This is a genomic window from Rhodococcus sp. WS3 (assembly GCF_003797085.1).
GTDB lineage: Bacteria > Actinomycetota > Actinomycetes > Mycobacteriales > Mycobacteriaceae > Rhodococcus_F > Rhodococcus_F globerula.
On the sequence record NZ_RKMA01000001.1, the window covers coordinates 2126943 to 2147651 of the forward strand.

The window sequence follows — 20709 nt, forward strand, 5'->3', positions numbered from 1 at the left end:
GCCGCCCGCTGCTGGAGCCGCAGATATTGATGGCGGCGCGGATCTCGGTGCCGCCGAAAATGCCGCCACACGTAGAGCAGAAAGGATCCGGCTACTGGTTCAGCCGGTTGTCGTCCTGATACTTGTAGTCGGAGTACTGGTCTGGGCCTTCAGCCGCGATCTCAACGCAACGCAGAAAGCCAGTATCAACGTCGACAACATTACGACGCTCACCTGGCAGCACATCTTGCTCACAGCCGCGGTGGTCATCATCGTCGTCGCGGTGGCCGTGCCGCTCGGCACTCTGCTGACCAGACCGAGATTCACCCGTCTGGCGCCGTTCTTCGTGGGAATAGCCAACATCGGCGCAGCTGCACCGGCCATCGGCCTACTGGTCCTGTTCTATCTCGCCACCCGCACCACCGGATTCTGGATCGGTGTATTCCCCATCGCGTTCTATTCACTGCTTCCGGTGCTGCGCAACACGATTCTCGGCTATCAGCAGGTGGACGAGACACTGATCGACGCCGGGCGCGGCCAAGGCATGTCAACGTTCACCATTTTGCGACAGCTCGAATTCCCGATGGCAGTGCCCTATATCCTTGCCGGTCTTCGTACGTCATTGGTTCTTGCCGTAGGAACAGCAACGCTGTGTTTCCTGGTCAGTGCCGGCGGACTGGGGATCATGATCGACACCGGGTACAAACTGCGCGACAACGTGACGCTGGTAGTAGGCGCGGTGCTTGCAGTATCGCTCGCTTTGCTCATCGACTGGTTGGGCGCACTCGCCGAACAGTTCCTCGGGCCAAAGGGATTGCGATGAATCGACGACGCACACGCGGTTGGAAAATTACCGCAGCCGCACTCGGGTTTGCCCTTGTGGCGTCGTGTGGTTTGGAATCCGGCGGCGCACTACCCCTCGCGGTCGGTCCGGGAAGTATCCAGCCCGTTCCGGAACTCGAAGGCGTGAAGATCACCGTCGGTTCCAAAGACTTCACCGAGCAGATCATCCTGGGATACATCATCGAATTCGCGATGTCTGCGGCCGGCGCCGAAGTTCGCGACCTCACCAACATCCAGGGCTCCAACAGCACCCGCGACGCGCAACTCAACGGGCAGATCGATCTTGCCTACGAGTACACGGGCACCGGATGGATCAACTACCTCGGAAACGAGACACCGCTTCCCAATTCGCAGGCTCAGTTCGAGGCAGTCCGCGATGCGGACCTGGCTGCAAACGACATGGTGTGGACCGATCCGGCGCCGATGAACAATACGTATGCCTTGGCGATGAGCAAGGAGACGGCCGAGAAGACCGGAGTCAAGACTGTCTCCGACTACGCGAAGTTGGTCGAATCCGATCCAGGTGCTGCAGTGACATGCGTCGAGACCGAGTTCAACGTCCGTCAAGACGGATACCCCGGTCTCGCAGAAAAATACGGATTCGACGCTTCGCGTGCCCAGCGCCAGATATTGCAGACCGGCATCATCTACCAGGCGACAGCCGACGGTGATCAGTGCAAGTTCGGCGAGGTGTTCACCACCGACGGACGCATCATCGCCCTCGACCTCGAACTCCTCGAGGACGATCTGTCCTTCTTCCCCAAATACAATCCAGCCCTTGTCATGCGTGCGAGCTTTGCCGAGGATCATCCGCAGGTAGCTGAGGTCATGGCGCCGATTTCGGCTCGTCTCACCGACGAGGTGATGACCGAACTGAATCGCCAAGTGGATGTCGAAGGCAAGGAACCCGCAGAGGTTGCCCGAGATTGGATGGTGTCGGAAGGGTTTGTGACAGCGGACTAGTCACTCATTTTTCGCCCCACGCAGAAGACTCTTCGGAACGGGAACAGTGTGCCTGCGGCCGTGGAGGGATAGGCCTCGCGGAGCCTTGCGGAGTACTCCTGCTCGAATTCGAGCGAGTCGGCTTCACTGAGCACATCAAGCACCGGACGCAGGCCTGTCCCCCGAACCCAGCCCAGCACAGGGTCTTCGCCAGTCAGCACATGGATGTACGTGGTTTCCCAGGCATCGACGTCGAACCCGTGAGCCTGCAGCCTGGCTGCGTAGTGCGCCGGGTCGTCAACACCCTCGGGTCCACGCAAAACTCCACCCACGCGATCTCGCCATCTCGACGACTCGGCAAGTTCACGCATCAAAGCGTGCGACGGGGCGTCGAAGTTACCGGGAACCTGCCACGCAATCCACGCTCCAGGCGCCATGGTCTCGGCCCATCCGTCGATCAGCTCACGATGGTTCGGAACCCATTGCAATGCAGCATTGCTCACAATGACGTCGTAGCCGGTGGCGTCGAACTCGTTGATGTCCTGCAGCGTGATGGTGACGTTGCCTGGCAGATCGGTGGGCGCCTGTGCCACCATCTCGGGCGACGAATCAGTCCCCGCCACACGAGCATCCGGCCAACGCTCACCGAGTATCCCGGTCAGTGACCCGGATCCGCATCCGAGGTCCGCGACTCGCGCCGGCGCCTGCGCCGCAATCCGCGAAGTCAAGTCGATATAGGGGCGTGAGCGTTCGTCGGCGTATCGACCGTAGATTTCGGGGTTCCACGTAACACTGCGCATGTGCTCATTGTGCCTGTCGTGGCAAATTCGTGGAGGCTGTGACACCTCAGAACGGTGGTGGGTCGTTGCCGTAGTCGATGGTTTCTCGGGGCATGGGCTTGCGAGGTGTGGAAATCGGGAAGGTTTGGCGGCGTTTCCGTTCGGCATGTTGTGCCGCCCGGTGTTGAATCTTGACGCGACGGTGTTTTCGTTCGCTTCGGATGTGGGCAGCTTTGTTTTCGAGTCGTGTCCGTCGCCGGGTTCCGCCTTCCGGTGGCGGCGGTTCCTGTTGACCGGCGAGTAGTCCGGCATCTCTGGTGCGGTAGCAATGACCGGTCTGCGAGGTCAGGGTGATGCTCCGATCCGGGTTCGGGGCGAGCTGCCACTTCCCGGAGTGCTTGAGGCGGTGATGGTTGCGGCAGAACGCGCTCAGATTCGACGCAACCGTCTTGCCACCCTGGGCGGGGTCGGTGTGGTTGAACGGGTCGTTGTGGTCGAGGTCGCAGTTCCAGGCGGGGACATCGCAGTGCGGCCATTGGCAGCTGCCCGAGATGATCCGCAGCCACGTGTCGAGTGCCGCGCCGGGGCGGTACACCAACGCCGATGCCGGCTCAGGTGTCGGTTCAGGTTCAGGTGTCGGTTCAGGTTCAGCATCTGCCGGGACTCGCACTTCCCGAACGTCTGCGTCTTTCGCGATGTTGCGGGCATGCTCTGCGCTGATGACGCCAAAGCCGTCGAGATGTGCAGGTTCGTTCGATCCTGGGCTCAGGGTGGAATCGTGTACTACGACATGTACCAACGGCCGGCGCATGATCACCAAACCACTGCGGTCCTGCGGGCAATCACCGCGGTCGCAGTCGCACACCAACACCGTCGAACCGCTCACCAGGGCGCCCAAGGCATCGGCTCGGCGCTGCTCATACGTACGGGAATCGTGGCGGCACACCGACATCGCTAATTCCCGCAACCTGCCGTCGAAGGCGCGGGCTTGTTCGGCCGGGATGCTGCCGAGGATGCGGGCCATCCCGTCTTCGGCGGCGCTGACTCCGACAAACCTGTCGGCGAGGGCTCGGCGGCGGCGTTCCCGCATGCCTTCCGGATCGACGCGGGCCACGATCCGGTCGATCGCTGCCGTCAACCGCCGACCCGTCAAACCGATACCGCCGTCCACCGGTGGAGCCAACACCTGCTCGAGCAACAAGCGTTCGACCTCGTCGATCAACTCGTCACCGACATTCGCGGTCGCGGACTCGATCAGCCCAACCCGGTAGAAGTCGAGTTCACCGCGGGCCATCGCCGCCCGCGTGCGATGCAACCGCGTCTTCAACGCAAAACCCAACCCGATGAGCTTCCCGGCAGCAGCCCGTCCCATCGTCAAGACCGCGCTGACCTCGGATTCGGCCAACTCGTGCGCCGACGACGTCCACGTGCCACCCTCGACATGCTCGGCGCTACGGCGGGTGAAGAACTCCGCCACCACGGCCAGTTTCCGCTCGACCAACATCGCCTCGCACGAATGCAATTCGGCCATCAAATCAACCAGGGCGCAATCAGTTTCGGTACCACTCAGCTGTGCCGAGATACCGAAACTCCCCACCCCCGAATCGAACATCCCCCCACTCTAATCGAAATCTTGTTCGAATAGACCAGGATTTCGAAACCAGTCGGAATAGTCCGAAAAATCGCTCGGTGGAGGCCTGATGCGATGATTTCGGAGTCGTTGATTCACTGCCGCCGGAGGACAGTCATGTTTTTGACCCAGTTCATTCATCGGTCCCTGCGCGAATCGCCGGGACGCCCCATGACTGTGTTCGGCGATCGAACCTTCAGCACCACCGAATCTGCTGATCGCGTGGCGCGACTCGCGAACGGACTGGGCACCGGTACGGGCGATTGCGTCTCACTCCTGTCGCTCAATTCGGATCGATGTCACGAGACGATCTTGGCTGGTTGGTGGTCAGGCGCAACGGTCAGCCCGCTCAACTCACGGTGGACCGCGCCGGAAATCGCCTTTGCCCTCGAGGATTCCGGATCCACGATTCTGATCGTCGACGAGAATTCCGCCCCACTGGTTCCCGAACTCCGCGAACTCTGCCCCACCCTGGACCGCGTCGTGTACGCCGGCTCGGGGGCTGTCCCCACGGGCATGATCGACTACGACCGTCTCATCGCCGAATCGGAACCTGTCCCCGACCTACGGATCGGCGACGACGCCGTTGCGCTTCTGCTCTACACAGGTGGAACGACTGGCCGTTCCAAAGGGGTGATGGTCAGCCACAAAGGCCTGATGACGTCGACGTTCGGAACGCTGGCTGCCGGCAAACCCGCCATCGCCGACGGCGTGAATCTGCTTGCGAATCCACTGTTCCACATCGCCGGCATCGCGAGCTGGATGGCGCAGAACCTCATGGGCGGCACGCAGGTATTCCTGCCGGTGTTCTCGGCCAGGGCCATGCTCGAGGCGATCGACCGACATCGTCCCACCACGGTGGGCGTCGTACCGACAATGCTTCACATGTTGGTTGCCGCAGACGATCTCGATTCCTACGACCGTTCGAGTGTGCAAGTCGTCAGGTACGGCGCCTCCCCCATTTCGCCGGCTCTGCTCGAACGCGCCATGGAGGTGTTTCCGCATAGCGGTTTCACTCAGGGTTACGGGATGACCGAAACAGCGCACATCACCGTCCTGAGCGCTGCAGATCACCTGAAAGGCGGCGAATTGCTTCGCTCTGCCGGTCGCGCACTTCCGCATTGCGAAGTGCAGATCGTCGATCCCGCCGGAAACGAGGCACCAACCGGAACCGTCGGCGAAATAGTTACTCGCGGTGACCATCTGATGCTCGGATACCGGAATCTTCCCGCCGAGACGGCCGAGGCTCTCGCCGGCGGCTGGATGCACACCGGCGACGCTGGATACCTCGACGAACGCGGTTATCTGTTCATCGTCGACCGGATCAAGGACATGATCATCACCGGAGGTGAGAACGTCTATTCCACGGAGGTGGAGAACGCGCTGGCCAGGCATTCTGCTGTCGCTGCGTGTTCTGTTGTGGGAGTGCGCGATCCGAAGTGGGGCGAGCGAGTACATGCCGTGGTGGTTCTGCATCCCGGCGTTCACGTCGAGTTCGAGGAACTTCGCGATCACGTGAAATCGCTTGTCTCCGCGTACAAGGCACCCCGCTCGATGCAGTTCGTCGACGCTCTGCCCCTCTCTGCTGCCGGTAAGGTCCTCAAGCGAGATCTACGCATCGCTGCGGAGGCAGAAGGGGCAATCACCTCCCGATAAAAGATTCGACCATGCGTCGTTCTGATTCTTCATCAGCCAACGGCCAGGCAAGTAGCGTAAGAACTATCCTGACCACCCACTGCGAGGTTTCGTCGCCGGCGCCCAGCCCCGCAAGATGCTTCGCCGACTCACCCAGCAGCGGCGACGACATGAGGTACTCGTCCATTCCCTTGCCCCGGACAGACGCGAAACCTGCACTGACTGCAGCGTTCGCCCGGATCGCACGCACCGAAGCAAGTACGGCTTCGACTACCCGCCGCTCCCCTTCCCATGGTTCGACGGCAGCTGACACCTCGAGCGCTACCGCTTCAACCGCACGGGAGATCACTCCGTCTTGGATCGCCTTCTTCCCGCCGACGTAGCGGTACAGCGTTGCCCGCGAGCACCCCGCGCGCTCAGCCACCTCGTCGACGCTGATTCGTTGGAATCCGCGCTCGAGAATGAGTTCGGCGGCGGCCGCATAGATGCGTTCCACCGCCAACTCATGACGATTACCGCCGGCCAGCCAGTCTGCGCCTCTCGGTTCAATATGTCTCACCATGAGACAAAGATAGCCAAAGGTTCTCATCTTCGGACCCATTCCACTGCTGTGACCAGCATCGAATGCGAGAACGACGAATCGGGTGAGAATTTATGAAACTCCCTGGTCAACTCCTATTTTTCGGTGTTGACAATGCCTGTGCGAGCGGAGAATTCTTAGGCCGATGACCGCCTCGACCGACATCAACCCATTTGCCATCACAAACATCGAAAATCCGTACCCGCTGTATGCGTCACTGCGACAAAAGTGCCCGGCGTACCGGGTTCCCGGTACCAACTTCTACCTCGTCTCGAGTTGGAAACTTGTCACCGAGGCACTCACCCGGACCGAAGACTTCTCGTCCCATCTCACCGGTGTTCTGGTCCACCCGGCAGAAGGTCCACCGGTCACGTTCGACATGGATGGCAATGGGCAAGCGATTCACGTCCTTGCCACCGCTGACGATCCCAGCCATCAAAGACATCGCAAACAGGTTCTACCCACACTGGTCGCCAAACGAATCCGTACCATGGAACCTGCCATCGCCGACTACGCAGAACGGTTGTGGAACAACCACTTCGATGGACGGCACATCGAGTGGGTTTCTGCGCTCGCCGATCGACTACCACTGCAGATGGTCGCCCATCTGATCGGACTACCCGAAGCGGATGTGCCGCAACTACTGACGTGGTCTTACGACAGCACTGAGTTGCTCAGCGGGTTGGTGAGCGCTGAACGCCTGCCCGAAGTCGTGAACGCAGCCACCCAACTCGCCGGGTACCTGTACAACAAACTGGAAGCCGCCCAGGCCGCACCAGGCGAGAACCTACTCGGCGATCTGGTGCGCGCCAACACCAACGGCGATATCGATACAACCGTCGCAGTATTGATTCTCGTCCGACTTGTCGGCGCTGGAGGCGAGTCCACCGCAGGTTTGATCGCTAATTCCGCTCGGATACTGGCCGACAATCCTCTACTACAGCAAGAACTTCGAGAGAATCACGAATTGATTCCACCGTTCCTCGAAGAATCCCTACGACTCGAGTCCCCGTTCCGCGGACACCATCGCCATGTCACCCGCGATACGACGCTAGGCGGCGTCCCACTTTCTGCGGGAAGCCATCTCATCCTCTTGTGGGGCTCGGCCAATCGCGATCCGGCCGCCTTCCCGGATCCGGACATCCTGAACATCGGACGGCCAAATCTTCGCTCGCATTTGGCTTTCGGCAAGGGAGCCCACTTCTGCGTCGGCGCCGCTCTTGCTCGACTGGAAGCAAAGATCGCACTCACAATGCTGCTCGAGAAGAGCCAACACGTGAGCCTGACAGACGGTGCGCCTCCCGAATGGGTGCCGAGCCTGTTCGTGAGGCGCCATCAGAGTCTGCTCCTGACCGTCACACCGTGAAGATCGTTTCTCCGCCCACAACAGTCCGCAGTACCCGAAGTGCCGCCAGATCGACAGTGTCATCTACAAGCGGATCTCCGTCAAGGACAACAAAATCCGCCAGCAGACCTACTGCGATTCTGCCCTTGTCCACCTCTTCGCCGGTGATGCGTGCGGCGGCATGTGTGTAGCCGGACAACGCATCGTGCGTACTCACACGTTGCTGCGCACCGAGAACATGACCTTCGCGTGTCAGCCGATGGACAGCGGTATTCATGGTGAAGAGCGGATTCACCGGAGTGACCGGGCAATCACAATGCAAACCGTAGGGAAGTCCGGCAGCCACGACCGACGCTACCGGGCTGATTCGTTCACCTCGGCCGGGACCGAGAAAACGATCACGGTGACGATCACCCCAGTAGTAGACGTGATTGACGAAAATCGATGCAACAACACCTACTTCGACCATTCGCCGAATTTGATCCTCGCGAAGCGTCTGCACGTGCTCGAGCCGGTGCGTAATGTCGATGTCAGGGTACGCGGCCTTGGCGAGGGCAATGGCGTCGAGCGCATGGTCGATAGCCTGATCACCGTTGGTGTGAATCGCTACCTGCCGTCCCGCGCCGTGATGCTCGCTCACCAGAGCATCGAGCGCACCCGACGGGATTGCCATTCCACCACAATGACATCCACCCAAATCGTGATACGGCTCGCTCAGCGCCGCAGTGTGCAGCTGAATGGAACCGTCCGAAATCAGTTTCACGCCGCCAACCGCTACATGGCTGGTCGAATCAGCTAGTTCGCCCAACTGATCATGCACACCATGACCCAGGTACAGCCGCGCACGTAGGCGCAGTTCACCCTCGTCGTCAAGCTCGCGGTAGGCGTCGTACATCTCCGAGGTGACGTACATGTCGTGGAAGCTGGTCACGCCTACGGATGCCATCACATCTTGCGCTCGCAGTAGCGCCAGCTTGGAGTCGCCCGGGTCCATTGCCGGAGCCAGATTGTGCACCAACGACATTGCCGGAATCTCGCACAGCTCCCCGGTAGGTGTGCCGTCGGCATCGCGGACGATGACGCCACCCTCGGGGTCGACGGTAGCCTGCGTGATCCCAGCCATTTCCAGTGCAAGCGAGTTGACGTAGATCCCGTGAGCAGACAGGTGACGCACCAAAATCGGATGTTGCGTCGACGCGCGGTCGAGATCTGCTGTCGTCAATCCCCGGTCCTCGGCCACAAGACTGTCGTCGAATCCCCACGCCTGGATTGCCTCACCAGGCGGCGTCGTCTCCGCGCGCGCGGCCAATGCAGCAACAACCGCGTCGATTGTGGGGCACGCACCCGTCGTGGCCTCGACGTCACCGAGCATCAATCCCCACATCATCGGATGCAGATGGGTTTCGATGAATCCGGGAACTACCACCGCTCCATCCAGATCCACGATCTCCACGTCAGGTCCGGCCAGCACCGTGATCTCGGCATCGGATCCGACGGCCACAAATCTGCCGTCCTTGCTTGCCATAGCCGTCGGCGCAACTGAGCCCGATCCGTCCATGGTCTTGATGTCGCCGTTGATGTAGATGCGGTCGGCCGTCACGGTCATGCTCGTGTCTCCATTCGTTCACCGACAACGGCTGTCGGTGTTTTCGCTGCAGGCTGCCGCGTCGCGACAACCACTCCGGCAAGAATCAGCGCCGCACCGACAATCTGCACGACGCTGGGGATCTGAGAAAGCAGAAAGGCACCGAACAATAACGCCGACGCCGATTGCAGCACCAAGCTGGCGGCAACGGAACCAGCTGGCAACCGCTGGCTCGCACTTGCCACCAATAGCCACCCCACCACTTGAGATACCAAGGCCAGCAGGATGAGCCACCCTTGAGCAGGTAAAGCTGGTGCAAGATCAAGAGTTCCGGTGACAATTCCGATCAAGCCGGATGTAAGTCCGGTAGCGATCGTGGAAACCAGCACCGGCAATGCAGTCCGGCCCGCAGCTCGCGTCGCCAATCCCATCAGGAAGATATACACGGCATACGCGCCGGCAGCGATCACCGCGAACGTCGCACCTACAGCAGGGTTGGCTCCGGTGAGCGTCGTACTCATTCCCGCAACCAACGCAACACCCACCAGGAGAAGTGGCAGGCTCGTCACCAGTTCCTTCGTAATGCGCTGGCGTAGCACTATGTAGCCCAGGACAGCCACAAAGAGCACCTGCAGATTCAAGAGCACCGTCGACAAACCGGCGCCAATCGAGTGAATCGCCTCATGCCACAGAACGAGGTCGACGCCCAGGAACACTCCAGCAAGAACAGCCTTGACTATCCACGGCCTCGTCGAGGTCTTTCCCGGTTGGCGGCGTCGTTGAACCCAGACGAGGATCCCGAGCGGAATCAAGGCGTAGACGCACCGGAAGAACGCGCCGGTCGCGGGCGACACCCCGGACAGGTCGTACAGGATCGACGTGAGGCCGAGAATGCATGCACCAGAGACAACCACTCGCAGATCTCGACGGCGTTGCTCGTCGCCGGTCCGCGCCGAGGCGAGTCCCGAAGATACATCATCACTCATAGTGATAATGTATCACCGACAGTGAGATCTGCCCCACAAGGGAAGATGGAGCCATGAGAACCCCGGTCACCCGCGAACGCGTCATCTCCGCCGCAGCCGAACTTGTGGACAGCAATGGCCCGGACGCACTGGTTCTCAGCCAACTCGCCGACACCCTCGACGTGCGGCAATCAGCTCTCTACAAGCACGTTGACGGCGTCGACGACGTCCAACACCAGCTCAGCCTCCTCGCCCGGAAACTGCTCGCCCAGCACCTCCGCGACGCCGCAGTCGGCCTCTCACGCGACGACGCCGTCGTGGCACTCGCCGACGCGTGGCGAGAATTTGTTCGCATCCACCCCGGGCTGTACGCGATCACCGACCGCTACCCGACAGCCCCACACGCAGACCTCGTCGCAGCGGTCGGAGAAGTTGTCGACGTCATCAACCGAGTCATTGCCGGATACGGCCTCGGTGAAGACGACTCGGAGCAGGCAGCGTGGTCGTTGCGAAGCGCACTGCACGGCTTCTGCGTGTTGGAGTCCCAAGAAGGCCACCCCGCCGGCACGGATCCCGACCGCGTTTATCGGCGCCTGGTCGAACTTCTCTGCGCCGGAATCAGTCGAATGTAGGTAGGCACGAAGGGTCGTCGGAGCTAGGCACGGAAGCCCAACCCGAACGTGACCTGCCCGTCCTCGTCCACCTCGTAGATTTCCACGCCTTCATCCACGTGCGGGGCGTCCGAACCGAACGCGACAGCCACCTTCGAGCTTGCGTTTCTGGTCATATCCAGAACCAGTTCCACGGCCTCAGCCGGCGAGAAGTGTTCGTGCACTTCACTGATCACGTGAGCCGGGATGTAGCCGGGTTGCCACACCATCGCGTCAGCCAGCGCCAAAGCCGCCTTGTGGCGATCCGACAGCCCGCTGTCCTGGTAATTGTCGACCTCGTCGAAGAGGGCTTCGTCGGCACCGGCCTCGAGCGCAGAACTCATTCGCAGGGACTTGCACAATCTGCAATTGTGTTGGCGAGCTTGGCGCAGCCGCACAAGTTCGGTGGTGACCGGATCGAGAACCCGCAACCGCGCCACGCTGCGCGAGAATTCTGCACTGTCCACCGACAGTTCTGTTTCGCGCCAGTCCTGCGGTGTCGGCCATTGCATTGTCGACGGCCTGAACAGCAGATCCAATGCATGCAGTAGCCGCGGAAACCAGTCCGCCACATACACCGCAAACACGAATTCCTTGGCCTGCGATCCCAGTTCGTTCAACAACGCGCCGCGCAGACTGCTGTCGACATTCGAGACGTCGACGCTGAACTGCTCGGCAAAATCGTGCGCTACCGATTCCCGGGCGGAGCCAGTCGTCGGCGGCAACGGCAAGGCAGGCAGGGACAAAGCCTCGGCGCAGGTCGAGCGCACCTGCGCGTCGAGCACACCGGTACTGCTGAAGATCATGCGGTACAGCGATTCTGATACTTCCGGCGCGTATCGGGACAGCGCTTCTCCAGCGTCGATGCCAGTTGACTTGCTATACACGTCCATAAATCGACCCCATCCAGACCGCGCACAGTGCCTGCGTTGCCGCAGCCACATCAGCAGCCTTTTGATCACCGATCCAGTAGCGATCGCCCATGCGGGCAATGCTTTCCAACAGAACAAGCGCAAGCATCCGACTGTCGGCACCGACAGGCGCGCGGCCGGATTCCCGCTCCGAATCGATTACTGCCGCAACAGGTTCGACAAACCCTTCCAACCCACGGTTCCACAGGTCGTCCACCCCGGGGTCCGATGATCTGGCGTCGCGCATTGCCCGGAACAAATGTGGGTGGCGCATCCAGGTATCACGAACCGCACCGATCATCTGCCCGACTTGCCGCGCGGGATCATCAGTCCCGCCCGAATAGATTGCCGACGCTGCTGCAACCTCTTCGTCCACCGCTTTGCTGAGTTCGCTGACTGCCGCAGCTTTGTTGTCGAAATAGAAGTAGAAGGCCGAACGGGTTACCCCGGCAGCCTTGGAAATATCGCGGACATTCAGTTCATGGAGAGTTGTTGTCTCCAAAAGGTTTTCCAAGGCACGCAGAATCGACTCACGCCGAAGTTCACCTTTATCCGACCTTCCGGCATCAACACCGTCTCGCACAGCCGATTCCACAATCCACCTTCACGTCGATCATTTTGTGAGCCGAACCACATCGTATGGAGATTTTTGACACGTGTCAATAGTGCCGAGTCCAGCGCATTCAAGGACCGGACAGGCTCAGTCCCACTCACCGGGACCGGCGTTATCGCACCCACGTCAAATCCTGTTGCCTCTCCATCATTCGCAATCACAGACCTGCAATCCTGCAGCGCACCTGGTGATTTCATCCCCCCACTGCCTTTCAAGTGGCGCACAAATCACACCCAGACAAAGGATTCACCATGACGAGTACCGTCCCGTCCGTCACCGAACACCCGAGCGCGCCCTTCCCCTGGCCTCGCCCTCCGATCGACCCGCCGGCCGAGTACCAGTGGTTGCGTGAGAACGCCCCCGTCACGCGAGTCGAGATCTTCGGCGGCGAATATGCCTGGCTCGTAACCCGTTACGACGACGTACGCTCGATCCTGTCCGATCCGCGAGTCAGCGCCGACAGCCGCAATCCCGGATATCCCCGATTCGGCGCACCACCCGAACCCGAAGACCAGCGACTTTTCTTGCGGATGGACGGCGCCGAGCACGAGATCTTCCGCAACCTGCTGGCCAAAAACTTCACGCTCACCGCGATGAAGAAGATCCGTCCGGCGCTGCAAGAACTCGTCGACACCACCATCGACGCGATGCTGGCCACTCCCGAAGGCCAGACCGACTTCGTGAAGGCCGTTGCGCTCCCCATCCCCAGCACTGTTCTGAGCTGGATCCTGGGCGTGCACGCCGAGGACCGCGCGTTCTTCAACAAGGCCGCCGACGAGGCTCTGATGGCCAATGACCTTACGAACCCCGACGCGATGGGCCGAGCCATTGCAGCCATGAACGATCTACGCGGATATATCCGCAAGATCGCGAACGAACGAGCAGCACTTGATGATCCAGGTGACGACATCATCGGTCAGTTGGTGGCCGCCGAACGGGCAGGCACCATCACGATGATGGACGTCGAGAACTCCGGATTCCTCCTCATCATCGCCGGGCATGACACCACCACCAACATGACCGCCCTTGGCATGTACACCTTGCTGCAGCACCCTGAGCAGTGGGCGCAGATGCAGGAGAACCCGGCGTTGGTTCGCAATGCCGTCGAAGAACTGCTGCGCTACCTGACCGTCGTCCATCTTGTCATTCTCCGATCCTCGACCGAGGACATCGAAATCGGTGGCGTCACCATTCCCGCGGGCGAAGCCATCATCCCGCTCAACCTGTCGGCCAACCGCGACGACGCCCACTTCCCCGGTGCAGACGCACTCGACATCCATCGAAAAGCACGTGACCACTTCGCTTTCGGCTACGGCGTTCATCAATGCATCGGTCAGGCCCTGGCTCGTCTCGAACTACAGATCATCTTCGAAACCCTGGCCCGCCGGGTGCCGACGCTGAAACTGGCCGCTCCGCCCGAAGAACTGCAGTTCAAAGTGTGGTCCGGGATCAACGGAGTCTTCTCACTTCCCGTCACCTGGTAGCCACCCCTTACGTCAGGAGCATCAATCATGATCAGTTTCACCGGCAAAACCGTTGTCCTCACCGGATGTTCGTCCGGAATCGGAGCCGAGGCCGCCACCAAACTTGCCGCTCTCGGCGCCCGCGTGATCGGTGTCGACCGAGTTGCCTCGACCGACAACTCGATCGCCCAGATGATTGTCGGCGACCTCTCCACCCAGTCGGGTGTCGCTGACATCGCCGCGCAGATCGACGGCCCCGTCGATGTGCTGATCAACAACGCCGGCGTCGCGGCAACACTGCCGTGGCGAACCGTCATGTCGATCAACGCGCTCGCTCCGCGCGATCTCACTCGCCTTCTCCTGCCGAAATTTGCCGTCGACCCGGCGGTAGTCACGACCGCGTCACAGGCAGGTTTTCTGTGGCAGCAGAACTTTGCCCGGCTCAATGCCTTTCTCGCCATCGATAATTGGGACGACGCCCTCGAATCTCTCGCAGACTTCCCCGGTATCGAGGAGGTCTGCTACAACCTCTCCAAGGAAGCCGCCATCATCAATGCGGGCAACCTGGCCGTCGACGGCAAGCACATCGGACTACGTTCCAACTCTGTATCCCCCGGCACAGTCGGCACGCCGCTCCTGAAGGACTTCACTGCCACCATGGGTGACGCCGCTATCTCCGGTGCCGTCACCTGGGCGGGCCGTCATGCCCAGCCAGGCGAGATCGCCGACGCCATCATCTTCCTCGCCTCCTCAGACGCGGCCTGGATCAGCGGAGCAGACATCCCGATCGACGGCGGATTCAGCGCCATGATCTTCCGTTCGTACATCGCGCCGGCCATGGCCGCGATGGCGACCAGCGCCTAGTCAGGAGAACCACTATGAGCACCGACAACGAACTGATCTCGATCAATCCGGCGACTCTCGAAGAAGTGGGGCGCACCGCCGTCACCACGCCGGCCGAGCTCGACGCGAAAGCTGTTGCCGCCCAGTCCGCCTTCCAGTCCTGGCGAACGTCGCGGAGCACCCGGCAGGGTCTACTCGCTGCTTGTTCCTACGAATTGATGCGGCAGTCCCCGGCGATCTCCGCCCTACTCACCGCGGAGCAGGGTAAGTCGCTCACCGATTCGAGCGGCGAAGTCTGGATCTCGGCCCGCTGCCTCGCACACTTCGCCCGCCTCGACTGGGCGGACGAATCGCAAGCTCCGGCATCGCCGATACGCGACGCTCGAATTCAGCACCGCCCGTTGGGCGTCGTTGCGGCTATCGTGCCGTGGAACTTCCCGATCTTCCTCATGATGGCCAAGATTGCGCCCGCACTGGCCGCAGGAAACACAGTTCTGGTCAAACCTGCCGAGTCGGTGTCGCTGGTAGTCGGTGAGGTTGTCCGCATCCTGCAAAGCATTCTTCCCGAGGGCGTACTCGACATCGTCTACGGCGGACCGGATACCGGCAAGGCGTTGATCGAACACGCTGCCGTACGCAAGGTCTCGTTCACCGGTTCAACGGGGGTTGGCAAGGCGATCATGAAGCAGGCCGCCGAAACGATCACGCCGGTCACCCTCGAGCTTGGTGGCAACGATCCCGCGATCCTCCTCGACAGCGCAGATATCAATTACGCCGCAGGATTTTTGGCGCACTCCGCCTTCTTCAACAGCGGGCAGATGTGCATCGCCCCCAAGCGCGCGTACGTGCCCGCCGACAAGGTCGACGCCTTCTGCGCCACGTTCGAAGCGGTCATGTCGACAATGGTGGTGGGCGACGGGGCCGCAGCCGGCACCACGGTCGGTCCCCTGCACAATTCTGCGCAACTCGAGTACGTGCAGGGCCTGCTCGACAAGGCCAGAGCTGACGGCGCAGACATCACCGGCGGAAATCGAATCACCACTCTGCCCGGGTATTTCATGGAACCCGCTTTGGTGCGCGGTGTGGACGACTCCAGCGACATCGTCAAGTTCGAGCAGTTCGGTTTGGCATTCCCCGTCGTGGCCTACACCAACGTCGACGACGTTGTCTCCCTCCTGAACAGTCAGGAGTTCGGACTCGGTGCATCTGTCTGGGGAGAACAAGCCGCCGCAGTCGAGGTCGCCGAACAGATCGATGCCGGTCAGGTGTGGGTCAATACCCACAATGCCCTCGAAGTCGAACTTCCCTTCGGCGGAGTGAAGAGCAGTGGCTTCGGCCGGGAGGGTGGCGAAGCCGGGGTCCACGATTTCCTGGAAACCCGCGTGGTGAGTGTAAAGCTGTAACGCACTGTGCGCCTTTGTCAACCGCCCGCGGTTAACAAAGGCGCACAGCAGGGCTCAGTCGATCTGCAGCGCGACGCCCTTGGTTTCCTTCACGAAGAACACCGTGACAAATGTGATCAGGGCGCAGAACACGAAGTAGCCGGCCGGCGCCAGATTGTTGTCGGTCACGCTGATCAGGTACGTCGCGATGAACGGTGCGGTACCACCGAGAAGCATGTTGGTGACGTTGTTACCCAAGGCGAGGCCGCTGTATCGCACTGACGCCTTGAGCATCTCGACGTACGTCACGTACGACGCACCGTTGACTACGGAGACGCAGATGAACAGAACCGACTGACCGGCCACTGCAGCCCACGTGCCCGAACTCGCCATCAGCATGAACATCGGGACGCCCAGGACCACCGACGCGGCACTACCGGCAAACAGCACCGGACGACGTCCGTACTTGTCGGCCATGTAACCCGCGATGGGGAGTGTGATCACGCCGAGCACCAGGGCGAGCGACGTGGACAGGAATGCAACCTGCTTGGAGTGTCCGCCGGCAGTCTGGAGGTACGTCGCGGCGTACACCGAAGCGATGTAGTAGCCGCCGGTGATGAGCGCTCCGAGAAGGATGATCTTGACGACGCTGCCACCTGAACTGCGCAGCAGTTCCTTGATCGGGAGGGACTCGGTCTCACCCTTTTCCTGGAGCTCCTCGAACTGCGGGGTGTCTTCCATCTGGCTACGGATCCAGATACCGATACCACCGATCAGCAGGCTGAGCAGGAACGGCAGACGCCATGCCCATTCGAGGACCTGTTCTTCGGAGAACACCGACGTGAGGCCGAGTGCGATCAGCGAAGCCGCGAGAGAGCCCAGGTAGGTTCCGGTGTTGACCATCGACGTCTGGGTCGCACGCCACCGCGCCGGAGCGGACTCGGAGACAAATGCGTTGGCACCGCCGAGCTCACCACCGGCTGCGAAGCCTTGAAGGCAACGAGCCAACACCAGGATCGATGTCGCCCACATGCCCAACGTGGCATAGGTCGGTAGCAGACCCATACCGGCGGTGGCGATAACCATCAGCAAGATGGTCCACGACAGCGCGTTCTTACGGCCGTACCGGTCGCCGATATGACCGAAGAAGATTCCGCCGGGAACACGGAGGAAGAAGGCCACGGCAAACGCCGCGAAAGTACCGAGCAGCGCTGCATTCGGATCGGAGGACACGAAGAACAGCGCGGCGATGGTGGTTGCCATGTATCCGTAGATACCGAAGTCGTAGTACTCGACGACGGTACCGACGATGGCCGCGCGAATCACCTTGACGGTGGACTGGCGTTCGGCTGGAGTGCCACTGTCTTCGACGCCGCCCTCGGCGCGCGCCATGGTCTCATTCTCTGACATGTTGGTCCCTACTGACTGAAGTCGTGCAGCGCAAACGATAGACGTCAGGCGTGCGCAATGGAATTGACCGGTACGCCCGCGGCGTCGGTCTTCGTGAAACTCGCCGCATTGCGTCCCGCAATACGACCCATGGTCAGAGCGTTTGCAACCGCGTTGCCACCGCCCACGTAGCGCAGTCCCAGAATGCCGGCACCGGCCTCGCCGGCGGCGTAAAGTCCCTCGATCGGAACACCGGTTTTTCCGAGAACTGCTGCACTGCTGTTGATTTCCAGACCGGCGTGTGTGCACACCAGTTCGGCGGGGAGAATCTTTGCCGCGTAGAACGGTGCGGTGCCGATCCGGTCCGGATTGCCGACCGCACCTTTGTTTCGCAACGTGCGGTGACGCAGGAAGTCGTCGTCGTATCCGTTGGGCAATTGCTCGTTCCAACGATCTACCGTTGCCGTCAATGTCTGCGCCGGAACGCCGATCAGTTCGGCGAGTTCCTCGACCGTGTCGGCTCGAAGTGTGCGACCGGCAGCAGCTTCTTCGGCGACACGCTCGGGGTTCCAGTCTGCATAACCGGGAGTCTGATTCACTCGGGCGTCCTCGTCGAAGATCATCCAGCCGTAGCCGCCCTGCTGGTCGATGATGCCCGTCGAGACCGCGTACGACGCGTCCTCGTCCATAAAACGCCGACCGTTCTGATTGACGTTGACGCGGGACTTCGGCGGAAACCCGGACTGCCAGTGATGGAACCGCTGGAAGTAGACGGTCGGCATGATGAGGCCCCAGCCGTCACCGGCAACCGACGCGCCGAGATCCTCGGCGAACCGCAGGTGGTCGCCGCGACTACCGTCGGCGGCAACGACAAACAACGATTCTTCAGCTTTGTTGGCGTCAGGGAAGTAGCGATCGACCAGAGCCGGATCCTGAGCGAAGCCACCGGATGCAACGACGACGGCACCCGCAGGAACCTCGATGTCGTCGGCGACCACGCCGACAACCCGACCGTCTTCCTCGATCAGCTTCTGCACCCGCGTGCCGAAGATAACTTCGATGCCGTGCTTGCGCCGAGCCTTGTCCAGTACCTGAATCAGACCGTATCCCTGGTCTTTCGGAACGTGGCCACGCCAGACATCTTCGACTCCGGCCTGTGCCAGCCCCGGCTGATGGGCGTTACCCGAGATCGCGGCCGGGATCTCGACGCCGAGGCCGATGAGCCACTCGAGCGTCGGTGCGGCGTTCTCGCAGAACGCCCGAATCAATCCGGGTGCAAGCACCCACTGGTTGAGATCCATGTAGTGCTGGAAGAACTTCTCCGCGGTGTCGTCGATACCCAGGCCGGACTGCACGCTGGTGCCGGCAGCCGTGAAGATGCCGGCGGAAAGTGCTGTGGAGCCGCCAAGTTCGGTCTCGGATTCGAACAGCAGCACGGAAGCGCCCTCTTCGGCTGCCGATACCGCAGCTGCGAGTCCCGCTCCGCCGCCGCCGATGACAACAACATCCCAGTGATCACTCACGAAAGTTCTCCAGTCTCCGCAATGATGCGGTGGTACAAGCCGTTCGAGACCAGTCCGCCGTCCACAGTGATTTCGGTTCCACTCGTGTAGGTCGACTTGTCGGACAGCAGGAACAGAACGGCCTCGGTGATCTCGTCCAGAGTTGCCATGCGCCCGAAGGGAACCGACTTCAGTGACGCGGCAACAAAATCGCTTGCTCCACCGAGCAGGTCCGTACCGACCAGACCCGGGTGCACCGAGTTGACACGAATTCCCCACTGCGCAAAGTTGCCTGCCGCTGATTTCGACAGCCCGGTCAGGCCCCATTTGCTCGAGGAGTAGGCCGGTGAGAAGTATCCGACCTGACCGGCGATGGACGAGATGTTGACGATGGATCCGCCTCCGCTCTCCTGCATCAACGGAGCCACCGCCTTCATGCCGTAAAACGGCCCGAAGAGGTTGATCTTCATGGTCAGTTCCCAGATGTCATCAGGGGTGTCCATGAATTCGAGCCGCCGAGAGATACCGGCATTATTGATCAGCCCGCCCAGTTCACCGTGCGCAGAGCGGATTTCGTCGACAACTCGCGCCCACGCGGAGGGGTCGGTGACATCGAGCGAATGCGCGGACGCCGAACCTCCGCCTGAGATGATCTCCTCGACCAGAGCGGAGGAATCCGCCACATCCGCGATGCACACGTGGGAACCACGAGCCGCCAGCGTGCGCGAGTGGTGTGCTCCCATTCCCCCGGCACCACCCGTAACCAGAACGACACCAGGATAATTCGTGCGATCAGACATGTCGCGAACCGCCGTCGACGGCAATGCTGTGACCGGTGACGTAACGCGCGCTGTCCGAGAGCAGGAACAGCACCGGGCCGAAGACCTCTTCCGGGGAACCCAACCGGTGCAGCGGAACAGCGTCGAGAGCCTTGGCCAATGCGGCCGGATCTTCCTGGACCCATTTGGTCATGGCGGTGTCGATGTACCCGGGCGCTATGGAGTTGACACGAAGTCCCTTGTCGCCGAATTCGACTGCGAGAGATTCGGTGAGGTGCGCGACGGCTGCCTTCGACGTGCAATACGCACCACGGCCCTTACGGACGCGCAGAGCGGACACCGAGGACATGTTCACGATGGCACCACCGGGCTTCATGTGGCGAGCGGCGGCCTGAGCGCCGTACAGGACGCCTTCGACGTTGACGCTCAACGTCGCACCGATCTGCTCGGGTGTGATCTCCTCGGCCAGCGCAAACGGGAAGATACCGGCGTTGTTGATCCAGAAGTCGACCTGTCCGAACTCCGCGAGTGCCAGCTTGGCCAGCGTCTCGTGATCGTCGGGCTTGGTGACGTCGACGCGGGCACCGATCACACGGCCGGGCTTGTCCGCCAAGGAGTTTGCACTCAGGGCAGCATTGATTGTCTGGGCAGTTTCCCGCATCTGCTCTTCGTTGATGTCTGCACCGACTACGTTGACTCCGCGTGACGCCAGACCTTCCGCGAACGTTGCCCCCATTCCCTGGGCAGCGCCGGTCACTACGGCAACCTTGCCTGCCAACTCCGGGTACACCGCCGACATTTGCGTGGCAACGGTGCGGCCCGGGTTCGTCTGATCGGCGTTAACGGTCATGATATTTGGTCTCCTACTGAATTCTGTTGTGCACAAACGTGAAA

General features: G+C 61.1%; 19 protein-coding genes. 8 read left to right on the plus strand and 11 right to left on the minus strand.

Annotation, left to right across the window (positions count from 1 at the left end):
• The first annotated feature begins 25 nt into the window (after positions 1–25).
• Both EEB13_RS09585 and EEB13_RS09590 read left to right on the plus strand, forming a co-directional pair.
• Positions 26–802 carry an ABC transporter permease gene (locus tag EEB13_RS09585; protein ID WP_045066702.1) on the plus strand — a complete coding sequence of 259 codons (777 nt, stop codon included), beginning with the start codon at positions 26–28 and terminating at the stop codon, positions 800–802.
• Positions 799–1785, plus strand: a complete 987-nt coding sequence (locus EEB13_RS09590; protein WP_095887084.1) for a glycine betaine ABC transporter substrate-binding protein — start codon at positions 799–801, stop codon at positions 1783–1785. Before EEB13_RS09585 ends, EEB13_RS09590 begins: the two co-directional genes overlap by 4 nt.
• Here the strand turns inward: EEB13_RS09590 and EEB13_RS09595 are convergent.
• On the minus strand, positions 1782–2564 hold the full coding sequence (locus EEB13_RS09595) for a trans-aconitate 2-methyltransferase (protein ID WP_045064850.1): 783 nt from the start codon (positions 2562–2564) through the stop codon (positions 1782–1784). The genes EEB13_RS09590 and EEB13_RS09595 overlap by 4 nt on opposite strands.
• Before the next feature lie 46 nt (positions 2565–2610).
• Positions 2611–4155, minus strand: a complete 1545-nt coding sequence (locus EEB13_RS09600; RefSeq protein ID WP_141485119.1) for an HNH endonuclease signature motif containing protein — start codon at positions 4153–4155, stop codon at positions 2611–2613.
• A gap of 135 nt (positions 4156–4290) precedes the next feature.
• Here EEB13_RS09600 and EEB13_RS09605 point away from each other — a divergent pair, with 135 nt between their 5' ends.
• Entirely contained in the window at positions 4291–5829 is a 1539-nt protein-coding gene (locus EEB13_RS09605; protein ID WP_045064851.1) for an AMP-binding protein, read from the plus strand.
• On the opposite strand, the gene EEB13_RS09610 is transcribed toward EEB13_RS09605, so the two are convergent.
• A complete protein-coding gene (locus EEB13_RS09610) occupies positions 5816–6370 on the minus strand; it encodes a TetR/AcrR family transcriptional regulator (RefSeq protein ID WP_141485120.1) in 555 nt (184 codons plus the stop codon). The two genes, EEB13_RS09605 and EEB13_RS09610, sit on opposite strands and share 14 nt — an antisense overlap.
• Positions 6371–6533: 163 nt before the next feature.
• Here EEB13_RS09610 and EEB13_RS09615 point away from each other — a divergent pair, with 163 nt between their 5' ends.
• Complete coding sequence (locus tag EEB13_RS09615) at positions 6534–7754, plus strand: cytochrome P450 (protein WP_141485121.1); 1221 nt, start codon at positions 6534–6536, stop codon at positions 7752–7754.
• Here the strand turns inward: EEB13_RS09615 and EEB13_RS09620 are convergent.
• A complete protein-coding gene (locus EEB13_RS09620) occupies positions 7744–9339 on the minus strand; it encodes an amidohydrolase (protein WP_141485122.1) in 1596 nt (531 codons plus the stop codon). The two genes, EEB13_RS09615 and EEB13_RS09620, sit on opposite strands and share 11 nt — an antisense overlap.
• Positions 9336–10304 (minus strand): DMT family transporter, encoded by a 969-nt coding sequence (locus EEB13_RS09625; protein WP_116104771.1) that lies wholly within the window; start codon positions 10302–10304, stop codon positions 9336–9338. The genes EEB13_RS09620 and EEB13_RS09625 overlap by 4 nt, the downstream gene beginning before the upstream one ends.
• 53 nt (positions 10305–10357) lie before the next feature.
• Here EEB13_RS09625 and EEB13_RS09630 point away from each other — a divergent pair, with 53 nt between their 5' ends.
• Positions 10358–10915 carry a TetR/AcrR family transcriptional regulator gene (locus EEB13_RS09630; RefSeq protein ID WP_095887090.1) on the plus strand — a complete coding sequence of 186 codons (558 nt, stop codon included), beginning with the start codon at positions 10358–10360 and terminating at the stop codon, positions 10913–10915.
• 23 nt (positions 10916–10938) lie between these two features.
• Here the strand turns inward: EEB13_RS09630 and EEB13_RS09635 are convergent, their stop codons facing one another.
• The gene (locus EEB13_RS09635) at positions 10939–11826 is read right to left on the minus strand and encodes a carboxymuconolactone decarboxylase family protein (RefSeq protein WP_141485123.1); all 888 of its coding nucleotides are present in this window, start codon (positions 11824–11826) and stop codon (positions 10939–10941) included.
• Positions 11813–12439, minus strand: a complete 627-nt coding sequence (locus tag EEB13_RS09640) for a TetR/AcrR family transcriptional regulator (RefSeq protein ID WP_230590377.1) — start codon at positions 12437–12439, stop codon at positions 11813–11815. Before EEB13_RS09640 ends, EEB13_RS09635 begins: the two co-directional genes overlap by 14 nt.
• A gap of 269 nt (positions 12440–12708) precedes the next feature.
• Here EEB13_RS09640 and EEB13_RS09645 point away from each other — a divergent pair, with 269 nt between their 5' ends.
• From EEB13_RS09645 to EEB13_RS09655, 3 genes are read left to right on the plus strand one after another with little or no spacing between them, the layout of a single operon-like run.
• Complete coding sequence (locus EEB13_RS09645) at positions 12709–13941, plus strand: cytochrome P450 (RefSeq protein WP_045064860.1); 1233 nt, start codon at positions 12709–12711, stop codon at positions 13939–13941.
• A 27-nt stretch (positions 13942–13968) separates the two neighbouring features.
• Complete coding sequence (locus EEB13_RS09650; RefSeq protein ID WP_141485124.1) at positions 13969–14784, plus strand: SDR family oxidoreductase; 816 nt, start codon at positions 13969–13971, stop codon at positions 14782–14784.
• Positions 14785–14798: 14 nt separating this feature from the next.
• The gene (locus tag EEB13_RS09655; protein WP_092803732.1) at positions 14799–16166 is read left to right on the plus strand and encodes an aldehyde dehydrogenase family protein; all 1368 of its coding nucleotides are present in this window, start codon (positions 14799–14801) and stop codon (positions 16164–16166) included.
• 54 nt (positions 16167–16220) lie between these two features.
• Here EEB13_RS09655 and EEB13_RS09660 read toward each other — a convergent pair whose 3' ends face one another.
• The 4 genes from EEB13_RS09660 to EEB13_RS09675 are packed head-to-tail and all read right to left on the minus strand — an operon-like array spanning position 16221 to position 20665.
• The gene (locus EEB13_RS09660) at positions 16221–17555 is read right to left on the minus strand and encodes an MFS transporter (protein WP_033236672.1); all 1335 of its coding nucleotides are present in this window, start codon (positions 17553–17555) and stop codon (positions 16221–16223) included.
• A 44-nt stretch (positions 17556–17599) separates the two neighbouring features.
• Positions 17600–19057, minus strand: a complete 1458-nt coding sequence (locus EEB13_RS09665) for an FAD-dependent oxidoreductase (RefSeq protein WP_045064866.1) — start codon at positions 19055–19057, stop codon at positions 17600–17602.
• The gene (locus EEB13_RS09670) at positions 19054–19836 is read right to left on the minus strand and encodes an SDR family NAD(P)-dependent oxidoreductase (protein ID WP_033236670.1); all 783 of its coding nucleotides are present in this window, start codon (positions 19834–19836) and stop codon (positions 19054–19056) included. Before EEB13_RS09670 ends, EEB13_RS09665 begins: the two co-directional genes overlap by 4 nt.
• On the minus strand, positions 19829–20665 hold the full coding sequence (locus EEB13_RS09675) for an SDR family NAD(P)-dependent oxidoreductase (RefSeq protein WP_045064868.1): 837 nt from the start codon (positions 20663–20665) through the stop codon (positions 19829–19831). Before EEB13_RS09675 ends, EEB13_RS09670 begins: the two co-directional genes overlap by 8 nt.
• Between the last annotated feature and the right edge of the window lie 44 nt (positions 20666–20709).